Origin of the sequence: Pontiella desulfatans (assembly GCF_900890425.1) — a bacterium.
Lineage (GTDB): Bacteria > Verrucomicrobiota > Kiritimatiellia > Kiritimatiellales > Pontiellaceae > Pontiella > Pontiella desulfatans.
The window spans coordinates 3,792,542-3,812,303 of sequence record NZ_CAAHFG010000001.1 but is presented as its reverse complement, the minus strand read 5'-3'; the positions used below and the strand labels follow the sequence as shown (position 1 = coordinate 3,812,303).

Annotated in this window: 16 protein-coding genes; 9 read left to right on the top strand and 7 right to left on the bottom strand. The window is 57.6% G+C overall.

Annotated elements, in window-relative coordinates; all coding sequences use genetic code 11:
* Positions 1 to 37: 37 nt before the first annotated feature.
* From E9954_RS13420 to E9954_RS13410, 3 genes are all read right to left on the bottom strand, one after another.
* A complete protein-coding gene (locus E9954_RS13420; protein ID WP_136079659.1) occupies positions 38 to 760 on the bottom strand; it encodes a hypothetical protein in 723 nt (240 codons plus the stop codon).
* Between the two features lie 18 nt (positions 761 to 778).
* The gene (locus tag E9954_RS13415) at positions 779 to 3,181 is read right to left on the bottom strand and encodes an ammonia-forming cytochrome c nitrite reductase subunit c552 (RefSeq protein WP_136079658.1); all 2,403 of its coding nucleotides are present in this window, start codon (positions 3,179 to 3,181) and stop codon (positions 779 to 781) included.
* Between the two features lie 121 nt (positions 3,182 to 3,302).
* Entirely contained in the window at positions 3,303 to 4,526 is a 1,224-nt protein-coding gene (locus E9954_RS13410; RefSeq protein ID WP_136077388.1) for a DDE-type integrase/transposase/recombinase, read from the bottom strand.
* Between the two features lie 172 nt (positions 4,527 to 4,698).
* Between E9954_RS13410 and E9954_RS13405 the strand changes: the two genes are divergently transcribed.
* Both E9954_RS13405 and E9954_RS13400 read left to right on the top strand, forming a co-directional pair.
* Positions 4,699 to 5,340: an HAD hydrolase-like protein gene (locus E9954_RS13405; protein WP_168442232.1), complete on the top strand. Its 642-nt coding sequence runs from the start codon at positions 4,699 to 4,701 to the stop codon at positions 5,338 to 5,340.
* A gap of 57 nt (positions 5,341 to 5,397) precedes the next feature.
* A complete protein-coding gene (locus E9954_RS13400) occupies positions 5,398 to 7,593 on the top strand; it encodes a serine/threonine protein kinase (RefSeq protein WP_136079656.1) in 2,196 nt (731 codons plus the stop codon).
* Here E9954_RS13400 and E9954_RS13395 read toward each other — a convergent pair.
* Positions 7,541 to 8,146 (bottom strand): RNA polymerase sigma factor, encoded by a 606-nt coding sequence (locus E9954_RS13395; RefSeq protein WP_222847176.1) that lies wholly within the window; start codon positions 8,144 to 8,146, stop codon positions 7,541 to 7,543. The two genes, E9954_RS13400 and E9954_RS13395, sit on opposite strands and share 53 nt — an antisense overlap.
* 195 nt (positions 8,147 to 8,341) lie before the next feature.
* Here E9954_RS13395 and E9954_RS13390 point away from each other — a divergent pair, with 195 nt between their 5' ends.
* The 4 genes from E9954_RS13390 (at position 8,342) to E9954_RS13375 (ending at position 13,155) form a co-directional block, all read left to right on the top strand.
* The gene (locus E9954_RS13390) at positions 8,342 to 9,565 is read left to right on the top strand and encodes a DDE-type integrase/transposase/recombinase (RefSeq protein WP_136077388.1); all 1,224 of its coding nucleotides are present in this window, start codon (positions 8,342 to 8,344) and stop codon (positions 9,563 to 9,565) included.
* Between the two features lie 191 nt (positions 9,566 to 9,756).
* Positions 9,757 to 10,377, top strand: a complete 621-nt coding sequence (gene coaE / locus E9954_RS13385) for a dephospho-CoA kinase (protein WP_136079654.1) — start codon at positions 9,757 to 9,759, stop codon at positions 10,375 to 10,377.
* A 1-nt stretch (position 10,378) separates the two neighbouring features.
* A complete protein-coding gene (gene rho, locus E9954_RS13380) occupies positions 10,379 to 12,019 on the top strand; it encodes a transcription termination factor Rho (RefSeq protein WP_136079653.1) in 1,641 nt (546 codons plus the stop codon).
* A gap of 182 nt (positions 12,020 to 12,201) precedes the next feature.
* Positions 12,202 to 13,155 (top strand): nucleotidyltransferase family protein, encoded by a 954-nt coding sequence (locus E9954_RS13375; RefSeq protein ID WP_136079652.1) that lies wholly within the window; start codon positions 12,202 to 12,204, stop codon positions 13,153 to 13,155.
* On the opposite strand, the gene E9954_RS13370 is transcribed toward E9954_RS13375, so the two are convergent.
* Positions 13,152 to 14,540: an NfeD family protein gene (locus tag E9954_RS13370; protein WP_136079651.1), complete on the bottom strand. Its 1,389-nt coding sequence runs from the start codon at positions 14,538 to 14,540 to the stop codon at positions 13,152 to 13,154. The genes E9954_RS13375 and E9954_RS13370 overlap by 4 nt on opposite strands.
* A 98-nt stretch (positions 14,541 to 14,638) precedes the next feature.
* Here E9954_RS13370 and E9954_RS13365 point away from each other — a divergent pair, with 98 nt between their 5' ends.
* Both E9954_RS13365 and folB read left to right on the top strand, forming a co-directional pair.
* Positions 14,639 to 15,334 (top strand): SDR family oxidoreductase, encoded by a 696-nt coding sequence (locus E9954_RS13365; protein ID WP_136079650.1) that lies wholly within the window; start codon positions 14,639 to 14,641, stop codon positions 15,332 to 15,334.
* A gap of 2 nt (positions 15,335 to 15,336) precedes the next feature.
* Complete coding sequence (gene folB / locus E9954_RS13360) at positions 15,337 to 15,690, top strand: dihydroneopterin aldolase (protein WP_136079649.1); 354 nt, start codon at positions 15,337 to 15,339, stop codon at positions 15,688 to 15,690.
* Positions 15,691 to 15,747: 57 nt separating this feature from the next.
* On the opposite strand, the gene E9954_RS13355 is transcribed toward folB, so the two are convergent.
* Both E9954_RS13355 and E9954_RS33030 read right to left on the bottom strand, forming a co-directional pair.
* The gene (locus E9954_RS13355) at positions 15,748 to 16,716 is read right to left on the bottom strand and encodes an acetyl-CoA carboxylase carboxyltransferase subunit alpha (RefSeq protein WP_136079648.1); all 969 of its coding nucleotides are present in this window, start codon (positions 16,714 to 16,716) and stop codon (positions 15,748 to 15,750) included.
* A 21-nt stretch (positions 16,717 to 16,737) separates the two neighbouring features.
* Positions 16,738 to 17,703: a L,D-transpeptidase family protein gene (locus E9954_RS33030; RefSeq protein ID WP_136079647.1), complete on the bottom strand. Its 966-nt coding sequence runs from the start codon at positions 17,701 to 17,703 to the stop codon at positions 16,738 to 16,740.
* Between the two features lie 233 nt (positions 17,704 to 17,936).
* On the opposite strand from E9954_RS33030, the gene E9954_RS13345 reads away from it, so the two are divergent.
* On the top strand, positions 17,937 to 19,703 hold the full coding sequence (locus tag E9954_RS13345; protein WP_136079646.1) for a B12-binding domain-containing radical SAM protein: 1,767 nt from the start codon (positions 17,937 to 17,939) through the stop codon (positions 19,701 to 19,703).
* Positions 19,704 to 19,762 lie beyond the last annotated feature (59 nt).

Here is a 19,762-nt window from a genome sequence, read left to right as displayed (position 1 = left end):
ATGCAAGTATGATATTCCGTTGGGAATACGGGCTTGGCTACGGAGTCCCGCCGCCGCGCATGGTCTCAAGGAGTCCGGCCATGTGAGTCCAGCCGATGAGGATATATCCATGGGCAACGCCGTAGGCGAGGGCACTTTCTTGCCAGATCAGGTTGCCGTAGTTGGCCAAGCGCGGGGCGCCTACCAATACCATCCAGACGCCGATCACCAGCAGGTTCATGATGTAGATGACCGTAAAGGAGAAGATGCGCCCATGCTCCTCGATGTCCGGTTGGTTTTGGGAGAGCATATGTATGGTGAAGGTGACGTGGAACGACCAGGTGAAGCCGACGGCGCCCATCCACCATGCCCGGTAGGATTCCACATCGACCGTCAGTCCGGTTAGGTAGTATGCGCCAATGACCAGGAAGGTGTAGAACGGGAAAAAGTAGGGGGCCAGCGTGATGGCGAAGTTGGTCTTTGAGAGCATGACGTGTCCGCCGGAACGGCCGACCTTCATCTTCCCGACACGCCCGCCCATCATCAGGGCCCAGATTGCATGGGTCAGTTCATGCCCCAGCACGTAGGTGCGCGTTGGGCGGGGCATCAGGAAAAAGACCAATGCCCAGAGCAGGAAACCGAGCGGCAATGCGCCGGCTTCCCACCCGCTGTCGAGCGCCGTGTTGATCGAGCTTGAGTAGAGTTGGTAGACGGCCAGTGAAACCGCCCAGCAAAATGGAAGGAGGCTAATGCCAACCAGCATTTTGATGAATTTCCACATGGCCTGCACCGCGAATGATTAATTGCCTGAGCGTAGCCGCTGTTCCATCTGCGATGCGTAGCGTTTGGCGTCCATGGGAAGGTGCTTCGCAAATTTTGCCTTTTTGTAGATTTCCAGGGCTTCGGATGTGCGACCTTCCTGCTCATAGTTTCCGGCCAGTGCAAAGTAGGCCTGTGCCGCGGCGCGGTCGGTGGCAATGATGGCAATCAGGAACGGTTCGGCCTCGGTCGAACGCTTTGCTTGCTGCAGGAAGAATAGGTAGGACGAGGTGTAGTTCCAGTTTTCAGGAACGAGTGTCGCGGCGGATTCGAGCCACTGGAAACCTTCCTTGTCGTTTTTGCGCGCCAGCAGCACGCCGAGGTTGTAGGCCGCCTGCGGCATCTCCGGCTCTGCCTTCAGGGAGGCCCGCAGGTGCTTTTCGGCATCGTCGAGCTTGTTGAACTCGGCGTCCAGCAGGGCCAGGTTGAAGTTGACCATGGCGTTGTTTGGTTCCACCTCGAGTGCGCGCTGCAGCATTTCGTAGGCGTTGGTGCTGTTGCCGGAGCGGGCGTGCACCATGGAGGCATTGATCATGGGTTGGATCACGTCGTTGCGCAGCTCCATCGATTTTTCATAGGCGGCCAGCGATTTGTCGGAATCGCCGATGCGGTCGTAGTAGATGCCTTGGTTGTAGTGGGTGCTCCAGCGGTCGGGCCAGATGACCAGCGAGTTCCAATATTCCTCATGGGCATCGGCGTAGGCCTTGCGCTCGGCATCGGTGTAGCCGGCGAGGTTGCGCCCGAGCAGGGCGCCGGCCGCCCGGATGCGAACGGTGCGGAATCGATCACCCGCGGTTATGAGCAGGGCTTGGGTTGCTTCGTAGGATGAGTCGTATTGCAGGGATGCCGCCGCGGTGGCACGTACCCATTCATGCTTGTTTTCGGTCTGTTTGCGGATGACCGGCCATTTTTCGGGGCGAGGGCAGTTGTTGAGCAGGCGCAGAATGGCGACCGCCGCGGCCGGATCGCAGTTCGGGTTGTCGAGGTAGGCCAGGATTTCGGGGAGTTTGTCCCATTCGTTTTCGCGGCAGGCCTGGATGATGCGGCCTTGTTCAAGGATGGTGGAGCCGGAGTCTTCACCGAACCATTTCTTCACATGTTTGTCGGCCCACTCCACGTTTTCTTTCCGGTGGCCTTCATAGTTGCCCATGATGGCTTCCTTGTTGTGGTGGCAGAGGTTGCAGGCATTGGGGGAGCCGAATTCAAGCGTGGCTTGCGGGGAGGGGGGGCGGAAGGTGTGGTCGGAACGCGACATGAAGGCCTGGGCCGTGGTGGGCATGTGGCAATCGACGCAGGTGACGCCGGTCTCGGCCGCGTGGTGCGAATGGGCGACGATTTCGTCAACGCGTTTTTCATGGCAGGGCAGGCAGGCCTGGTTGGGGTTTTCCTTGAAGCGGAAGCGACCGCTTGACGTGTGGCAGTGGATGCATTCGAGCTGGCCGGATTTGGTCAGGTTGCATTGGTTGGCCATCCAGCCGGTCTGGGTGTAGTTCTCGCCAAGATCCCGGCCGTCCGGCCAAAAGTCGCGGTCTTCGTACGAGGTCAGGTCGTAGTGGTCGAAGAAGAGTTCGCCAGGGGTGAAGTCGCGGGTGAGGACTTGCCCTTTGGCGTGGCACGGGCCGCAGGTGGCATCGCGCTGGGCCATGTCGAGATCTTCGTGGAACCGGAGCAGTTTGAGGTTTTCAGTGGTGAGCTCCTTGCCTTGGGCGGCGGCTTCTTCGGCGGCTTTGACGTGTGCCTCGGCCGGGCCGTGGCAGGTTTCGCAGTTGATGCCGGGTTCTTTCCACGTGGTGGTGTAGGAGTCGTCTTCGGGGTTGTAGTTCTTTTCCAGCTGGCTCACGTGGCAGTCGTGGCAGGAGGTGTTGAACGTGAGTGAGCGATCCGTCCAGTGGACGGCCTCGTCCTCGGGGCCGCCATCCTGGAAGTCGCGCACCATGCTGGCGGTGGCGTCGTACCACTTGCCTTGGTGGACGTAGTAGGCGAGGGGGGCCACTTGAAGCTTTCCTTTTTCCATCGGAATCAGGAAATAGCGCACGTTGCGGCCGCCGAACGAGTGGCGCAGGCGCCATGTTTTTTCCGTGCCGCATTCGGAAACGCCTTTGAGGATCCCGCCTTGGCTGTCGAATTCGACAATGAACTTTTCCTTGCCGATCATCATGGGTTCCTTCATCGGCACCAGGGACTTGGCCAGTGATGCGCTGAAGGCTTCCATGGCTTTGCCGTGGTGCGAGGTGCTCCACAACTCGTAGAATCGTTCGTGGCAGACGATGCAGTCCGAGGATCCGAGGTATTCGCCTTGGGCGGTGAAATCCATGGCGGGGGCGGGTTGAAGGGCCAGAAAGAGGGATGCGCAGGGTATGGTCAGGGAAAGTTTTGTATTCATAATGGCCCCATTTAACGTTTTGCGGACGGCAATGTACAGCCGATTCGGGCATTGCGATGCTCGCGTTGCCTCAAAAATAAATGACACCGTAGAGGTGCGGATGAGGAGTCGTTTGACTGCATTAATGGGTACCCTCTAATTCGGGGGTTGTCAAGGTGGGGAGGCAGTCGGGGAACCCGGGTTCCCCGACTGCGGCGGACTCGCCGGTTTTCTTCATTTTTTCGATCTTGCGACGTCGGCGCTGGATGCGATTGCCCAGCTCGAAAGGGTCGAGCGTTTCGTATTCGCGTTGCAGAGCAGCCTCCTGTTGTTCGCCAAGGATGCCGCTGACCTTCAGGCGGTCAAAGGGCGTGGCGGGGGCATCGTATTTCTTTTTGTACCGGCTTTTGACGCGAACCTTGCTTTTTAGCTTGAACGAGGGTTTGAAGAAGTTGTTGAGCCGTTCCCAGTCGCGGTAGAGTGCGTTGAGCTCTCTGATCATGGCCGGGTTGTCGAGCCGGTCGTAGCCGAGCAACTCGCGCACGTGCGTCCAGTTCTTTTGTTCGACATGGGCGTTGTCGTTCTTGTGGTACGGTCTGCTGCGTGTAAAACAGACGGGCTGTTTGCGTTGCAGGAAGTAGCGCGTGAGATGGTGGTTGAGGAACTCGCTGCCGTTGTCGCAGTCGAAGCCCAGGATGGCGAAGGGCAGCTTGTTTTCCACGTCGTGGGTTTGGTGCATCACGCCTTCAGCGCCTTTGTTCCAGACCGCGCGGGTTACCGTCCAGGTGCTTATGATGTCCGTATAGGTGATCGACCAGATGAAGTCCCCGCTCATCGATCCGCCACAGTGGGCTACTGTGTCGGCTTCGAGATAGCCGGGCCGGTCGATGTCCTCGGTGGAGGTGCGGATTGGGATCTGATTCTTGAGCAGCGAGCCGGGCTTGGTACCGGTATTGCGCCTTCGCTGGTACTGCGCTTTGAAGGGTTTGAGCACCCGGTCGATGCTTGCCGGGCTGATTCTCAGTAGCTTTTCACGGCATTCGGTCGATAGCGGTTCGTAATGTTTTTCATAGTGCTTCAGCCAATGTGGCATAGCAGGCTTGAGGCGCTTCCCGCACAGTTGTCCAGAACGAAGCCACAGAGTTTTGAGGGTCTTGCGCAATTCAGCAGAGTCGTACTCGCCTTTGCGGCCGCGTTTGCCCCTGGAGGGCGTAAACGAGTCGTTGAGCAGCTTGGTGGCATGCTTGCGATCATAGCCGCATACCGCGCATACTTCATCGAGCAACCGGGTCTTGTAGGCCTTTTCCGCGCGCCTATAGCGGCGTTTTTGTACCGCGATGTATTCCATTCTGGTTTCGCAACTCATCTCTTTCATCCTCCCTGTATACAGGGTGTGATTTTTTGTGAGTCAACGAATCCTTTCCGCCCGCATCCTATCGGATGCTTCGGTGTCATTTAATTTGAGGCAACTCGTGCTTAATAAGACGCGCGATTTCTACTGGTTTTGACACGCGCAAGCCTATATGTTCATCCGCTTTATGAATGATCACAAAACCACTATCCTTTTTGATTTCGATGGTACCCTCGCGGAAACGATGATGCTGATCCACACCATATTCAACCGGCTTTCGGGGGTTTATGGCTATCGCCACTTTCCGGAGGAGGAGATCGAGCACTGCCGCCACCTGAGCATCCATGAGTTCATCGAGTACTACGGCATCCCCGTGTGGAAGGTGCCGCTGATCGCCATCCATGCCCGGCGCCTGATGCACCGGGAAATGGATCGGATCCATCCGCCGCAGGGGTTGGTCGAGGCGCTGACCCAGATTCATGAAAGCGGCAGGTATTTCATGGATATCCTGACTTCGAACCGCCGCAAAAACGTCTTGAAGTTCCTGGCGCAGCACAAGATTGGCTGGTTCGACGAGGTGGAGTCCACCCACGCCATTTTGAGCAAGAAGCGCCGGGTGGAGAAATACATCCGCCAAAAAGGGCTGGATCCGGCCAACCTTTACTATATCGGCGACACCACGGTGGATGTCGAAAGCGCCAAGCATGCCGGGGCCAGGACCGTTGCGGTCAGCTGGGGGCTCAATACCGCGGAGGCGCTGGCCAAGGCCAACCCCGACCATCTCATCGACGACCCCCTCCAGTTGCTCGATATTTTTCCTGCCGTTTAGCGGTTTTCAATGGCTGGAAACACGATATAGTCCTCTGTTCCAATCAATGGGGATTGCATGGCAGACGGCGACAGCAAGGATCTAGAGCGGGATTTCAGCGAGCGTTATGAAACGCTCGCCAGCTTCTACAATACCGATGCGCTCGAAATGTCGGCAGACGAGGTGGCATCGCTCACCCCGATCCTCAATTCGCTCAAGGACGATATTGCCCGCTACCGGGAGATCGGGAAGATTGCGGAAGGGGGCGAAAAAAAAATCTCCCTTGTGCACGACCATCGCCTGGATCGGCGCGTCGCCATGGCGCATGCGGTCCGCAATGGCTCGCCGCAGGATCTGGAGCAGTTTCTCCGCGAGGCGCGCCTGACGGCCAACCTCGCCCACCCGAATATCATGCCGGTCTACAACATGGGGCTGGATGAGAACGGGGAGCCTTTTTTCTCGATGGAGCTGATTCCGGGCGACAGCCTCAAGTCGATCGTCCGGAAACTGCGGGAGGGCGATGCCCAATACCGCGAAACCTATTCCATTGAAACCCTGCTCAATATTTTCCTGAAGATTTGCGATGCGATCGCCTTTGCCCATTCCCGCAAGGTGCTGCACCTCGATATCAAGCCCGACAACATCCGGGTGGGGGGATTCGGCGAGGTGCTGGTGTGCGACTGGGGCCTGGCCTGCGTGGTGAACTCGCCGGATGGGGATCCGAATGCCGAATCCTTCGAGCTGGATGCCGATGTGCTGAACGATATGACCCTCTCGGGCACCATGAAGGGTACGCCCGGCTTCATGGCGCCGGAACAAACGCAGGCCTACGGGGCTAAGACGCCCCAGACCGACATCTATTCCCTGGGCGCCCTGCTCTATGTCTTGCTGACGCATAAGTTGCCGGTCGAGGGGGAATCGGCCAACGAGGTGATTCGCAACACCCGGGAGGGGAAGGTGGTGCCGCCGCGCCGCCGCCGGCCGGACCGCCGCATCCCGCTGGGCTTGGTTGCCGTAATGATGAAGGCCTTGGCCTTGAAGCCGGAAGACCGCTACGAAAGCGTGGTTGCGCTGGGGCAGGATATTTCCCGGTTCCTTTCCGGGCACCCGACGCGGGCGGAGCATGCCGGGTGGATCACGAAAACCTCCCTCTTGCTGCGGCGCCACAACCGCATGGCGTTCCTGTTGATCTTTTTCCTGCTGGTGCTCGCTTTCGTGGTGACCGGCAACCTGGCCTCGGTGAGCCGCGAGAAGGCCGAAGCCATTGCCGCACGGAAAAAGGCCGAGGAAAACTTCGAACTCTACCGCAAGGAACTCCGCACCACCCAGGCCCTGGGGGCCGGGTTGGGCGAGGCCATGCTCTTTACGGTCCGCAGCCGCGACTTCGTGAATGCCCCCTCGATGATCCACCTGCTGGAAACCGGGCTGGCGGAAAACATCGATACCGTGAAGCGCCAAAACCTCTATGAACAGAAGGGAATTCTCCACTTTGTGCTCGAAGAGTTCAATGCCGCCAACGAGAGCTTCGATGCCGCCGGCAATACCAAGCGGATCGGGCAGCTGCGGGAGCTCAGCCAGAAATACGCAAAAATAAAACCGGTCGATAAGAAGCGGTTGCCCGACAATGAGTTGGCGAACCTGTTCAACGAAGCCAAGACGGCCAACCAAATGACGATGTACTACCTCTACTACCACCACATGCGCCGGCGTCCCGCCTCCGCATCGCCTGAGCAGCATGTTGCCCTGGCCGGGGCCGTGCTCGACAAGCTCAACTATGCCCGGCGTTCACAGAACCAGCCCCTGGCGCTCACCAAGACGGAGGAGGGCTACCATCTCGATTTGTCCCGCAGCTCCTACACCGTTTTCAAGATCAACATTATTGATGTCTACCGCCGCAACGTGCTGGCGGCCCTGAAGCTGACTTCGCTGGATGTCAGCCATACCAAGCTCGATAATTTTTACGAGTTGCGTGGCATTCGGTTGCAGGAACTGCGCATGGCCGGGGTTAAGCTCGAGAATCCAAAGCAACTCTACAAGCAGATCGAGCCGTTCCGCCTAAAACGGCTTGTGCTGGATGTCGAAGACTATCCGAAAGAGGTCATTGCGGAAGTCCGCAAGAATAAGATCGAAGTGATCGATGCCAAGAGGCTGGCGGCCCAGGCAAAGAAGCAAGCCGAGGCGAAGGAGCAATCCGCCGCAAAGAAAAAGAACGCGGCTCCCGCTACTCCAGCTCGTCCCGCAGGTAGCGAATCTCCTGGATCAACCGTTCCTTGACGCGGTTCTTGAGGCGGTAGACCGAGTTTTCCTTCAGGTCGAGTTCCGCCGCGATCTCCTCGACGCTTTTTCCCTTGAGGGTCAGCCGGAAGGCATCGACGGCCTTTCCCGAGAAGAGCGGTTCGATGTTCTCAAGCGCCAGGTTGGTTAGGTGGATCTCCCATTCGCGTTCGGCAATGTTGTCGATTTCCGGCAGGCGGATGGCCTTGAGGTAGGTGAGGGTGTCGTCCTGCCCCGCCTTTTCCAGGCGTTTGGCCTCGCGGGTGCGCTTGCGGATGAAGTCGGTCACGCAGTTCTTGGTTACGGTGCTCAGCCAGCTGCGGAAGCGGTTGATCTTTTCGTAGTCCATCTTCGGAAGGCTGTTCCAGAGGTTGATCAGCACCTGTTGCAGAATGTCTTCGGTGTCATGTTCCGAAATGTTCATGCTGCGGATGATGGCGTAGATGTAGCGCCGGTACACCTGCACGAATTCTTCCCACGACTGTTCGTCCTGCTGGTTCTGCACGCGTTGGATGAGCGTGGCCCGAGTCTGGTACTGGTCTTCTGCTGCCAAAATAAAACCCCTCTGCATTTCGCAAATCACACAAGCTATGGACATGTGTGCCGAAAAGCAAAACAAAACGCCGCCCGTATTGGTGATCCGAGTTGCCTCAAATTAAATGACACCGAAGCATCCGATAGGATGCGGGCGGAAAGGATTCGTTGACTCACAAAAAATCACACCCTGTATACAGGGAGGATGAAAGAGATGAGTTGCGAAACCAGAATGGAATACATCGCGGTACAAAAACGCCGCTATAGGCGCGCGGAAAAGGCCTACAAGACCCGGTTGCTCGATGAAGTATGCGCGGTATGCGGCTATGATCGCAAGCATGCCACCAAGCTGCTCAACGACTCGTTTACGCCCTCCAGGGGCAAACGCGGCCGCAAAGGCGAGTACGACTCTGCTGAATTGCGCAAGACCCTCAAAACTCTGTGGCTTCGTTCTGGACAACTGTGCGGGAAGCGCCTCAAGCCTGCTATGCCACATTGGCTGAAGCACTATGAAAAACATTACGAACCGCTATCGACCGAATGCCGTGAAAAGCTACTGAGAATCAGCCCGGCAAGCATCGACCGGGTGCTCAAACCCTTCAAAGCGCAGTACCAGCGAAGGCGCAATACCGGTACCAAGCCCGGCTCGCTGCTCAAGAATCAGATCCCAATCCGCACCTCCACCGAGGACATCGACCGGCCCGGCTATCTCGAAGCCGACACAGTAGCCCACTGTGGCGGATCGATGAGCGGGGACTTCATCTGGTCGATCACCTATACGGACATCATAAGCACCTGGACGGTAACCCGCGCGGTCTGGAACAAAGGCGCTGAAGGCGTGATGCACCAAACCCACGACGTGGAAAACAAGCTGCCCTTCGCCATCCTGGGCTTCGACTGCGACAACGGCAGCGAGTTCCTCAACCACCATCTCACGCGCTACTTCCTGCAACGCAAACAGCCCGTCTGTTTTACACGCAGCAGACCGTACCACAAGAACGACAACGCCCATGTCGAACAAAAGAACTGGACGCACGTGCGCGAGTTGCTCGGCTACGACCGGCTCGACAACCCGGCCATGATCAGAGAGCTCAACGCACTCTACCGCGACTGGGAACGGCTCAACAACTTCTTCAAACCCTCGTTCAAGCTAAAAAGCAAGGTTCGCGTCAAAAGCCGGTACAAAAAGAAATACGATGCCCCCGCCACGCCCTTTGACCGCCTGAAGGTCAGCGGCATCCTTGGCGAACAACAGGAGGCTGCTCTGCAACGCGAATACGAAACGCTCGACCCTTTCGAGCTGGGCAATCGCATCCAGCGCCGACGTCGCAAGATCGAAAAAATGAAGAAAACCGGCGAGTCCGCCGCAGTCGGGGAACCCGGGTTCCCCGACTGCCTCCCCACCTTGACAACCCCCGAATTAGAGGGTACCCATTAATGCAGTCAAACGACTCCTCATCCGCACCTCTACGGTGTCATTTATTTTTGAGGCAACGCGGATCCAGGATGTTTTTATAGTGTTAACAGGGGTTGACATTGCGCGGCAATACACCTAAAAAGGCAACAGTTTCAGGGTGAACCAGTCTCCTGCCCTTGGATTCCCAACCATGACTTCCAATCCAACCATTCATGTCGGATAAAAAACGCTATCCAATTGTACTCGGCTTGACCGGGGGGATTGCGTGCGGAAAGTCGGAAGTTGGCCGGATTCTTGGCGAGATGGGGTTCGCCGTGTGCGATGCCGATCGCGTCGCCCACGAACTGATGCGCAAGGGGACGCCGGTGTTCCAGCAGGTTGTGGATTCTTTCGGAAACCATATTCTCGCGGACGACGGCGAAATCTCGCGTCCGATCCTTGGCAAAATCGTATTCGAAAACCCTGCCCGAAGGACAGAGCTCGATGCGTTGGTTCATCCGGCGGTAAGAGTTGCGCTGGAGGGGTGGATTGCCGAAAGGCGATTCAACGGGGAAAACGCCGCGGTTCAAATTCCGTTGTTGTTTGAGAGCGGAATGGAGACGCTGGATTGGGATGCGGTTTTCTGTGTTTCCAGTAGTGGGGAATTGGTTCTTCAACGACTGGGGATGCGGGGCCTGGGGCGGGAAGAGGCCATGTTGAGGATCCAATCCCAGATGCCGCTCGCCCAAAAGGAGGCACGCGCGGATCACGTGGTGCCAAACCTTGGAACCTTGGAAGAACTGGAAGCGGCTGTTCGGCAGGCCGTTGAACAAACTGCCGTGCGAAAGGGTTGAAATGAGCGACGAAAACGAAGTTGTGGTTGAAGTGGTAGAGGGCGCACCTGCGCCGGCAAAGAAAAAGGCCTCCAAGAAGAAAGCCTCCAAGAAAAAGGCCGTCGCCAGGAAGGATGGGCCCGCGCCTGCGGAAACGCCTGCAATGGGTGAACCTGCCGCCGAAAAGCCGCAGGAAGCTCCCGCGTCCGAAGAATCCGCGCGGCAGGCTCCGGCGGAAGCCGCTTCCGGGGAAAGGCCGGCCGAACCCAACAACGACCGCCCCCAGCATCAGCAGCGCGATCGCTTCAACGGTAAGCACAACAAGAAAAACCGAAACAAGAACAAACAGCAACAGCAGCAGCAACAACGCCGCAGCGAGGAGCCGCCGCCGAACACCGAAAACCTCCCTACATTTTCCCTGCACGAAATGCAGGTCACTCCCATCAACGATATCAAGGCCTTGGCCGAACAGTATGGGCTCCAGGACTATGCCGGCTACAGCAAGCACCAGCTGATTTTCGAGCTGCTCAAAAACCATGGCCGCCGCGGCGGCCCGTTGAATGGCCGCGGAGTCCTGGAGGTGCTGCCCGATGGTTTCGGATTCCTGCGCTCCCCGCTCAACAGCTACCAGCCCGCCCCCGACGACATCTATGTCTCCCCGTCGCAAATCCGCCGCTTCGGCATCCGTACCGGCGACTATGTCGAAGGTTCGATCCGCGCCCCGAAGGAAAAGGAACGGTTCTTCGCCCAATACAAAATCGAGCGGATCAACAAACAAGAACCCGAAATGGCCCGCAAGCGTGTGCCCTTCGAAAACCTCACGCCGCTCTTCCCGGATGAACGCCTCGTAATGGAAACCGATCCGAAGGAAATCTCCATGCGCGTCATGGACATCGTTACACCGATCGGTAAAGGCCAGCGCGGCCTGATCGTGGCACCGCCGCGTACCGGAAAGACCGTCCTCATGCAGAAGATGGCCAACAGTATTTCCGTGAACAACCCCGAGTCCAAGCTGATCATTCTCCTGATCGACGAACGTCCCGAGGAAGTCACCGACATGCGCCGCAACACCAAGGCCGAAGTCCTCGCCTCCACCTTCGACGAGCCGCCGGAGCGCCACACGCAGGTTGCCGAAATCGTGATCGAAATGGCGAAGCGCCTCGTGGAGCAGGGCCAGGACGTCATCATCCTGCTCGATTCCATCACCCGGCTCGCCCGCGCCTACAACACCACCTCGCCGCACTCCGGCAAGATCCTTTCCGGGGGGGTCGACTCCAACGCCCTGCATAAACCGAAGCGTTTCTTCGGGGCCGCGCGCAACATCGAGGGCGGCGGCAGCCTCAGCATCATCGCAACCGCGCTCGTCGACACGGGTAGCCGCATGGACGAAGTCATCTTCGAGGAGTTCAAGGGCACGGGCAACATGGAACTGGGCCTCGATCGTGAACTGGTTAACAAACGCATCTACCCGGCGATCAACATCGAGCGCTCCGGCACCCGCAAGGAAGAGTTGCTGCTGCACCCCGATGAACTGCAACGCGTCTGGACGCTCCGCAAGGCGCTCAAGGATGTGCCGCAGGTCGAAGCGATGGAGCTGCTCATCAACCGACTCAAAAAAACCAACAACAACCTTGAATTCCTCATGACCCTGCAAGGGGGATAGTGGAAACGATCCATGGAGCTGGACAAGGCGGTCGAATGACCGCCTTTTTTTTGCAGGCCAAAGTATATCATCCATCACCCACGATCGTGGGTGATGGATGATATACTTGTGGCGGCGGTCGCCCGAAAGTCTTTACATCCGATCTTTGTCCTTTATAGTGATTCCGTATTCGAGGGGACACCATGCGAACGGCAAGAAAAGTAAACGCGGTGTTGCTGGCGGGCGACCGGCGGGCCAGCATCCAGTTGCACCATGAAAACAAGGCCTTCCTGGAACTCAACGGCCAGCCGTTGTTGATCCATGTGCTGAAGGCGCTGCTCGGGGCGGAGCTGGTTGGCGAGGTGGCGGTGGTCGGGCCAGCCAACCGGATTCGGGGCGCGTTGGAGGCGGTCGGGATCGATGAACGTGTGATCGTGGTCGAGCAACGCGAAAACATGATCGAGAACTTCAAGGTGGGCTATGTTGCCTCGCTGGGGCTCGATGTTGCGGTTCCTTTCTGGGACTTGAAGGGATCTGGGCACGATGCAACTCCCGTGCTGGTTGCGCCGTGCGATATCCCGATGTTGCTGCCGGAGGAGGTCGATGAATTCCTGAAGCGCAGCAACATGCATGAGTACGACTATTCCATCGGCGTCACCTCCCGCGATCTCCTCTCGCTCTATCATCCGCGGGAGGGCAAGCCGGGCATCCAGATGGTCTATTTCCATGTGAAGGAAGACCTCATGCGCCACAATAATCTGCACATGGCCAAACCGCTTGTGCTGGATCATCTCGACTACATAGAAAAGATGTACGAATGGCGCTACCAAACCCGTTTCGCCAACATAGTGCGCATGCTGTTTTCGTTGTTGTTCAACGGGTGGCGGCTGATGAAGAGCCTACGCATTTTCATCCTCATGCAGGTTTCGCTATACTACGACCGTCATGGCCATCCGCATCTTTCCGATCGCCTGCGCTCCCTGGTTGGTTTCAATCGCTTGTCCGAGGGGATTGGCAACGCGCTGGGGGCTCGCGTCCAGATCGTCTACACCCACTTTGGCGGCGCCGCGCTCGATGCCGACAACGAAAAAGACCTTGCGGTCATCGAAGAACGCTACGATGAGTGGATGGCGCTCCAGCGCAGCATGCACACCTAGCCGCGCGAGATATCTTCGACCACGATGCGGTTGCCGTGGACTTCGGTGATGCGGACGGGGGTTTGGCGTTGGATGTAGTCGCCGTGGGTGACCACGTCGATTTTCCGTTCTCCGAAGTAGGCGGAACCACCGGGGCGCAGGTCGGAATGGGCAACGCCTTCAAGGCCTAGCAGGGTTTCATCTTCATCCACGTCTGGCACAACCGCATCCAGTGTCAGGGTCTGGAAGATCCGGGTTTTGGGAAGGAACTTCCCCGCGGTTACCACCAGGGCAAATGCGCCGAGGAACGAGAGCATCACCTTCAGAAAAGGGATGGAGAAGGTTTCGGGCGAAAAATCGATGGGGCGCCACTTGCCGGGCATGCGCTCGCTCATGGCGCTGATGAATGAAACGAAGATCAGCAACAGGCCGCTGAAACCCATCACGCCGAATCCCGGAGTAACGAATATTTCGATGCCCAGCAGGATGACGCCGAGCATGAACAGGACAACGTCCTCCATGCCGGAGAGTCCGGCAATGTGGTGCCCGGCAAAGAAGAGCAAAAGGCAGAGGATGCCGGCAATGCCGAAGATGCCGAAGCCCGGGGTTTTGAATTCCAGCCAGATGCCGCCCAGTCCAATCATCATCAGAATGGGGGCGATGGCGGCGATCAACCTAGCCAGCTTTTCGGCGGCCGTGACCTCGAGCGTTTTCTTTTCCGCACCTTTTAGGCCAATCGTTTCCAGCATTTCGTCGATGTCTTCCACGGTGCCTTTGGAGAACAGGGGGCGTTGCTCGTCGCCGACGAGTTGTTCGGCCTCGGTGTTGGTTAGGGTCAGCACATTGCCGGCCTTGCTGATGACCTGGTCGCCAATCTTATACTCGATTTCGGCCCGCACCATGGCTTCCGCAAGTAGAGGGTCATAGCCCCCTTTCTCGGCGGCCGAACGAACTTGGGCGGCCACATAGGAGGTCATCTTTTCCTTCTCGGCCGCCGGCAAATCCTGCACGCCGCCCGACATGCCCATGATGATCGGGGTGATGTCGCCGATCAAGGTGCCGGGAGCCATGTATATGTTGGGGGTGGCCAGTGCAATGAATGCACCGCCGGAGATGGCTTCGCGGCCAACAAAGGTGTAGAGGGGAATGTTGGCCCTGGTTAGCTCGTCGATAATGGCCACTGCGGCATCGACCCGTCCGCCGGGGGTGTCCATGTCGAGGATGATGGCATCGGCGTTGTTGCGCACGGCATCGGCGACGCCGCGGCGCACGACGTAGAGCAGGGCCGGCTCGATCATCTTTTTGATGGGGATGATGTAGACGAGCGGGGTCTGGTTGGTCTGCTCCGCCCGTGCGCTGCCAAGCGTGAGCAGGGCCAGGAGGGTGAATAGTAAATTACGAATCATGGTGCGCTCTCCGTTACTTCAGCTTCATTCTTGCGCGAACCGCTAAAAAGGAAAGGCAAAACTTCCAATGTCTGGAAAATGCGCGTATTAAGAACCTCATGATTCTCGAAGGAAAAAGGGCGTTGGTGACCGGTGGCGCGGTGCGCATCGGCAAGGCGATTACGCAGGCGCTCCAGGCGGCGGGCGTGGAGGTCGTGGTGCACTACCGCCATTCACGCGGGGAAGCCGAGGCGCTTTCCGACTATGCCGTCTGTGCCGATCTCAGCTCGCCGGACGATTGCGCCGACCTGATTCGGATGGCCGGTTCCATCGACATCCTCATCAACAACGCTTCGCTTTTCACCAAGGATCGGTTGGCCGGATCAACCCCCGAGCGCGTTCGGCGCGAGTTCCAGGTAAACCTGTTTGCCCCGCTGGAATTGACCCGCCGGTTTGCCGATCAAACGAATCGGGGGGCGGTGGTGAATCTGCTTGATCGTCGTATTCGCGCCAACGATCCCTCCTGCCTTCCGTATGCCATCTCAAAAAAAGGGTTGGAAGAGCTGACCAAGCTGACGGCCTTGGAACTGGCGCCGGGCATACGCGTCAATGCGGTGGCCCCGGGGCCGATCCTGCCTCCGCCCGGCGACAGTGGCGATGGGTTTGCCGAGATGGCCGGCAAGGTGCCGCTCAATCTTTTCCCGACTCCCGAAAACATTGCCGAGGCGGCGCTCTTCCTATTGCAGGCCGATTATTGTACGGGACAGGTGATCTTTGTCGACGGCGGGCAACATCTGTTAGGAAACGGAGTTTAACCATGGATCGGATCTTTATTCGCGACTTGGCGTTGCGCTGCATCATCGGGATCTTTCCCGAAGAACGGCGCGAGAAACAGGACATCGTCATCAATGTCGAAATGCATGCCGACCTGCGCAAGGCGGGGCGGTCGGACAACCTGGACGACACGGTCGATTACAAGTCGATCAAGAAAGCGATCCTGAAGCTGGTCGAAGGCAGCGGATTCCAATTGATCGAAGCGCTCGCGGAAAACATTGCCGAAATCGCACTGGCCAACGACAAGGTCGTGAAGGTTGTTGTTACGATCGACAAGCCGGGCGCATTGCGCTTTGCGAAAGCTTCGGCGGTGGAGATTACGAGAAAACGTATGTAGTTCAGCCTTTGGGCGGCGCTGTGGAAAGGCCACCTGAAGGCGAAACCGCGAACGGATTTACTCCACCGAACCTTCGAACTCGCCCATCACGCGGAACTTGTCGTAGCGATCCTGCATAATCTGCTCCGGCGTCATGGCCATGAGTTCTTCGAGGTTCTTGAGCAGCGCGGTTTTTAGATTGGCGGCCATGGCCTCGTGGTCGGTGTGCGCTCCGCCCTTGGGCTCGGGGACGACTTCGTCGGCCAGTTTGAGCTTGATCAGATCCTTGCCGGTAATCTTGAGTGCTTCCGCCGCCTGGTCGGAGAAGGCGCGGTCTTTCCAGAGAATGGCCGCGCAACCTTCCGGCGAAATAACTGAATAGTAGGCGTGCTCAAGGATCAGGATGCGGTTGCCGATGCCGATGCCCAATGCGCCGCCGCTACCGCCTTCGCCAATGATCACGCAGATGATCGGAACCTTGATGTTGAAGCTTTCGCGCAGGTTGACGGCAATGGCTTCGGCAATGTGGCGCTCTTCGGATTCGAGCCCGGCATAGGCGCCCTTGGTGTCGATGAGCGAAATAATCGGCACGTTGAACTTATCGGCCAGCTTCATCAGGCGCAGCGCCTTGCGGTAGCCTTCGGGGTGGGCGCAACCAAAGTTGCATTCAACGTTGCTTTTGGTGTCGCGACCTTTCTGCGAACCGAGGATCATGACTTTCTGGCCGTCGATTTTGGCAAAACCGCCAACGATGGCGCGGTCGTCGCGATGGATTCGGTCGCCATGGATCTCGACGAAGTCGGTGGTCATGGCGTTGATGTAATCCATGGTGTAGGGGCGGTCGGGGTGGCGCGCCACCTGCACCTTTTGCCACGCGGAAAGATTGGCATAGATCTCGGTGCGGGTCTGCTCGATCTTGTTCTGCATGTTCTTGATTTCATGGGACACGTCGATGTCCTGTTCCTGGCTGAAGGCTTCAAGTTCGTTTAGCTTGGATTCCAGTTCCTGAACGGGACTTTCAAAGGGAAGGCTGAATTGTGCGCTCATGCGGTGCTCCTCGTGGACAATTTATTCAGTGATTATAACGGTAGTTTTGCGCGGAACCAGATCAAATAATTCCTCAACATCCTCGTTTAGCATGCGGATGCAGCCCGCGCTCGACTGCTTGCCGATACTGTCGCGTTCCCAGGTGCCGTGGATGCCGAACCCCGTGATTTCCGGGTGGTCGACGGACGTGATGGCCATCCATCGCGTGCCGAGCACGTTTTCCGGATCGCCATATTCAATCTGCTTGCCATCGGAGAACCGCGTCCACGGCGGCTCAACGATCTTGTCGTAGATCGTGAATTCAACGGCAGGGGTCTTCCCGAATTTCCCGGTTCCAACGGAATAGCGCTTGAAGATCTTGTCGCCATCCATCAGGTCGAGCGTGTTCTGGGTTTTGGAGACGCGGATGCTGAATTCGCTTTTGTAGACTTGCAGCCGTGCGCCGGCTCGGATGACATCGGTCTCCATGCCGTTCATGGCTTTGATCAGCGCCACGGTGGTGTTGTATTTTTTCGAGATTTTGGAAAGGCTGTCGCCCGAGACAATCGCATAATATTCCTTGCCGGGAATCATGATGGGCGATTTCAGAAGCTTCATGTTAACATTGCCCAGCATCTGGATGGCTTGGGCGTCGGGGGTTTGGGCCACCAGCTTATCGAGCGTGATCTTTGCTTCGGCCAGCTGGCCCGCGTCGAGAAATGCCTGGGCATCGGAAATGACCGCTTGCGATTCCGCCGTGGAGGTAACGGTCATGATCGGTGCAGGGAGTGCCGGGGTAGGCATGGCCGGAGCCGCTGCGCCGGCAAGCGGGGCCGGGGGCGGGGCGGCCATGTGGGCATCGGGCTCGACGTCCTTCCCCTTGAACTTGTTGTAGCCAACGATTCCGCCGATAACAATCAAGTGGAGCACGACGATTGTAATGAAGACGCGCTTGAAACGCCCTCCGCCGCGATTGGTGTAGGTGCCTGCATAAATTGGTTTTGCCATAGTCTTTTGCCTTCGTTTGGTACAAGCTTCTCATTTATGCACAATCAGCTTTTACCGTGCAATCATAACCGCATCCCAGATTGCCAAACACCGGTTCCATCCAGATGGCGCAACCCAAAAACATCTAATTAGATTTCACGGCCGTCAATTCCAATTAGACGCTCATCGACGCGATTCATCCGTTTGTGATTGGAATCGGGGACGGATTGCCGGTAGGTTGCCTTGCTTTAGCCATGAAAATTTTGCTCATAACTCCGCCTCTGCTGCAACCGAACACGCCCTATGCCGCCACTCCTTTGCTGGCGGCCTGGCTTCAGTCGGTAGGTCACGATGCCGTCCAGGCCGATCTGTCGCTCCAGCTCTTGCTCCGTCTATTCTCGAGAGAGGGGGTTTCGACGCTGACTCGCGAACTGGATATTCCCGAAGATGCCGCCGAACCCTATCTCAAGACCATCGATGAGGTCGTGGCCTTCCTCCAGGATCGGAATCCCGGTGCCGCAGAAAGGATGGTTACACGAGGTTATTTGCCGGAAGGGGAAAACCTGGCCCGTGCCTACGAGGAGGATGAGCAACTGGGCTGGGATTTCCGCGGGCTGGATATCCATGACCGCGCGCGGCATTTGGCCAGTCTATACCTCGATGATATTGCGGACGTTGCCGCAGAGCTTGATCCGAACTTCGGCTTCTCGCGTTATGCGGAAAAGATTGCGGGAAGCCTCCCGGACTTTGCTGTCCTGCAGGAGGAACTGGAAACCAACCATTCCATTTTCATCCAATGGCTGGATGAGCTGGCCGATGCCGCCATGGCTATGCACCAGCCTGACCTGGTGGCGCTCACCGTTCCCTTCCCGGGGTGCCTTGTGGGCGCACTCGCCATTGCCCGCCGCATTTCCCACACCTCACAAGGTGTGAGAATCGTGTTGGGGGGTGGATATGCCAACACCGAGTTGCGGGAGTTGGCCGATCCGGCCATATTTGACCATGTGGATGCCATCACGCTCGATAGCGGTTTTGTTCCCCTTCAGCGTCTGGCGGATGGTGGCGAACTGGTGCGGACCTACGTACGGGAAGGCGGGAGCGTGGTTTTCCGGAATGCGGAGGTTGTGGAGGTGGCCCACAATGAGCTTCCTCCGCCGGCATACGACGGCTTGGATCTCGACGGCTATTTCGGAATGTTCGAGACCTTGAATCCGGTAACGAGCCTGTGGTCGGACGGGCGCTGGAACAAGCTGGTGCTGGCGCATGGATGCTGCTGGAGCCGTTGCGCTTTTTGCGATACCTCCATCGACTATATCTGCCGGTATGATCCAGCCACACCCGCAACCATTTGCGATTGGATCGTGCACGTCCTTCACCAAACGGGGTTCAATGGGTTCCACTTTGTGGATGAAGCGTTGCCTCCGGACTTGCTGGAGGGAGTATGCGACGAAATCCTGCGGCGGGGCCTGGAAATCGAGTGGTGGGGCAATGTCCGATTCGAAAAGCGATTCTCCAGCAGTTTGATTGGGAAAATGGCCGATGCGGGGTGTATTGCCGTAACCGGCGGGTTGGAAACCTGTTGCGACCGGACGCTCAAGCTGATGCGCAAGGGGATCGTGGTGGAGCATGCCACCCGGGTGCTGGCCGAGCTGGCCGAGGCGGGCATCATGACCCATGCCTATCTCATGTATGGATTCCCGACCCAGACGTTCGCCGAAACCCTGGTTGCCTTGGAGACCGTGCGCGACCTGTTTGATGCCGGGATTCTTCATTCCGCCTATTGGCATCGGTTTGCGCTTACGGCCCATAGCGATGTTTCGTTGCATCCCGATCTCTACGGCATCCGCCTGCTGGAGGCGGTGAAATCCACGTTCGCCGTCAACGAAATCCCTTTCGAGGGCGATTTCGACCATGATTTGGATGCGGTGGGCGATGCGCTGAAAGCGGCAACATACAACTACATGCTCGGCATCGGGTTTGACTTGCCGGTTTCGGAATTCCTGGCCCGTGCAGAAAGCTAGTTTTTACAGTTCTAATTTGGGTCTGTTCTGCTAATTTCGGGAATTTCCAGTGTCACCAG

Bases quoted from the DNA above. Each gene is read 5' to 3' on its own strand.
- E9954_RS13420 (WP_136079659.1), bottom strand. From the start codon at position 760: ATGTGGAAATTCATCAAAATGCTGGTTGGCATTAGCCTCCTTCCATTT.
- E9954_RS13415 (WP_136079658.1), bottom strand. From the start codon at position 3,181: ATGAATACAAAACTTTCCCTGACCATACCCTGCGCATCCCTCTTTCTG.
- E9954_RS13410 (WP_136077388.1), bottom strand. From the start codon at position 4,526: ATGAGTTGCGAAACCAGAATGGAATACATCGCGGTACAAAAACGCCGC.
- E9954_RS13405 (WP_168442232.1), top strand. From the start codon at position 4,699: ATGAATGATCACAAAACCACTATCCTTTTTGATTTCGATGGTACCCTC.
- E9954_RS13400 (WP_136079656.1), top strand. From the start codon at position 5,398: ATGGCAGACGGCGACAGCAAGGATCTAGAGCGGGATTTCAGCGAGCGT.
- E9954_RS13390 (WP_136077388.1), top strand. From the start codon at position 8,342: ATGAGTTGCGAAACCAGAATGGAATACATCGCGGTACAAAAACGCCGC.
- coaE (WP_136079654.1), top strand. From the start codon at position 9,757: ATGTCGGATAAAAAACGCTATCCAATTGTACTCGGCTTGACCGGGGGG.
- rho (WP_136079653.1), top strand. From the start codon at position 10,379: ATGAGCGACGAAAACGAAGTTGTGGTTGAAGTGGTAGAGGGCGCACCT.
- E9954_RS13375 (WP_136079652.1), top strand. From the start codon at position 12,202: ATGCGAACGGCAAGAAAAGTAAACGCGGTGTTGCTGGCGGGCGACCGG.
- E9954_RS13370 (WP_136079651.1), bottom strand. From the start codon at position 14,540: ATGATTCGTAATTTACTATTCACCCTCCTGGCCCTGCTCACGCTTGGC.
- E9954_RS13365 (WP_136079650.1), top strand. From the start codon at position 14,639: ATGATTCTCGAAGGAAAAAGGGCGTTGGTGACCGGTGGCGCGGTGCGC.
- folB (WP_136079649.1), top strand. From the start codon at position 15,337: ATGGATCGGATCTTTATTCGCGACTTGGCGTTGCGCTGCATCATCGGG.
- E9954_RS13355 (WP_136079648.1), bottom strand. From the start codon at position 16,716: ATGAGCGCACAATTCAGCCTTCCCTTTGAAAGTCCCGTTCAGGAACTG.
- E9954_RS33030 (WP_136079647.1), bottom strand. From the start codon at position 17,703: ATGGCAAAACCAATTTATGCAGGCACCTACACCAATCGCGGCGGAGGG.
- E9954_RS13345 (WP_136079646.1), top strand. From the start codon at position 17,937: ATGAAAATTTTGCTCATAACTCCGCCTCTGCTGCAACCGAACACGCCC.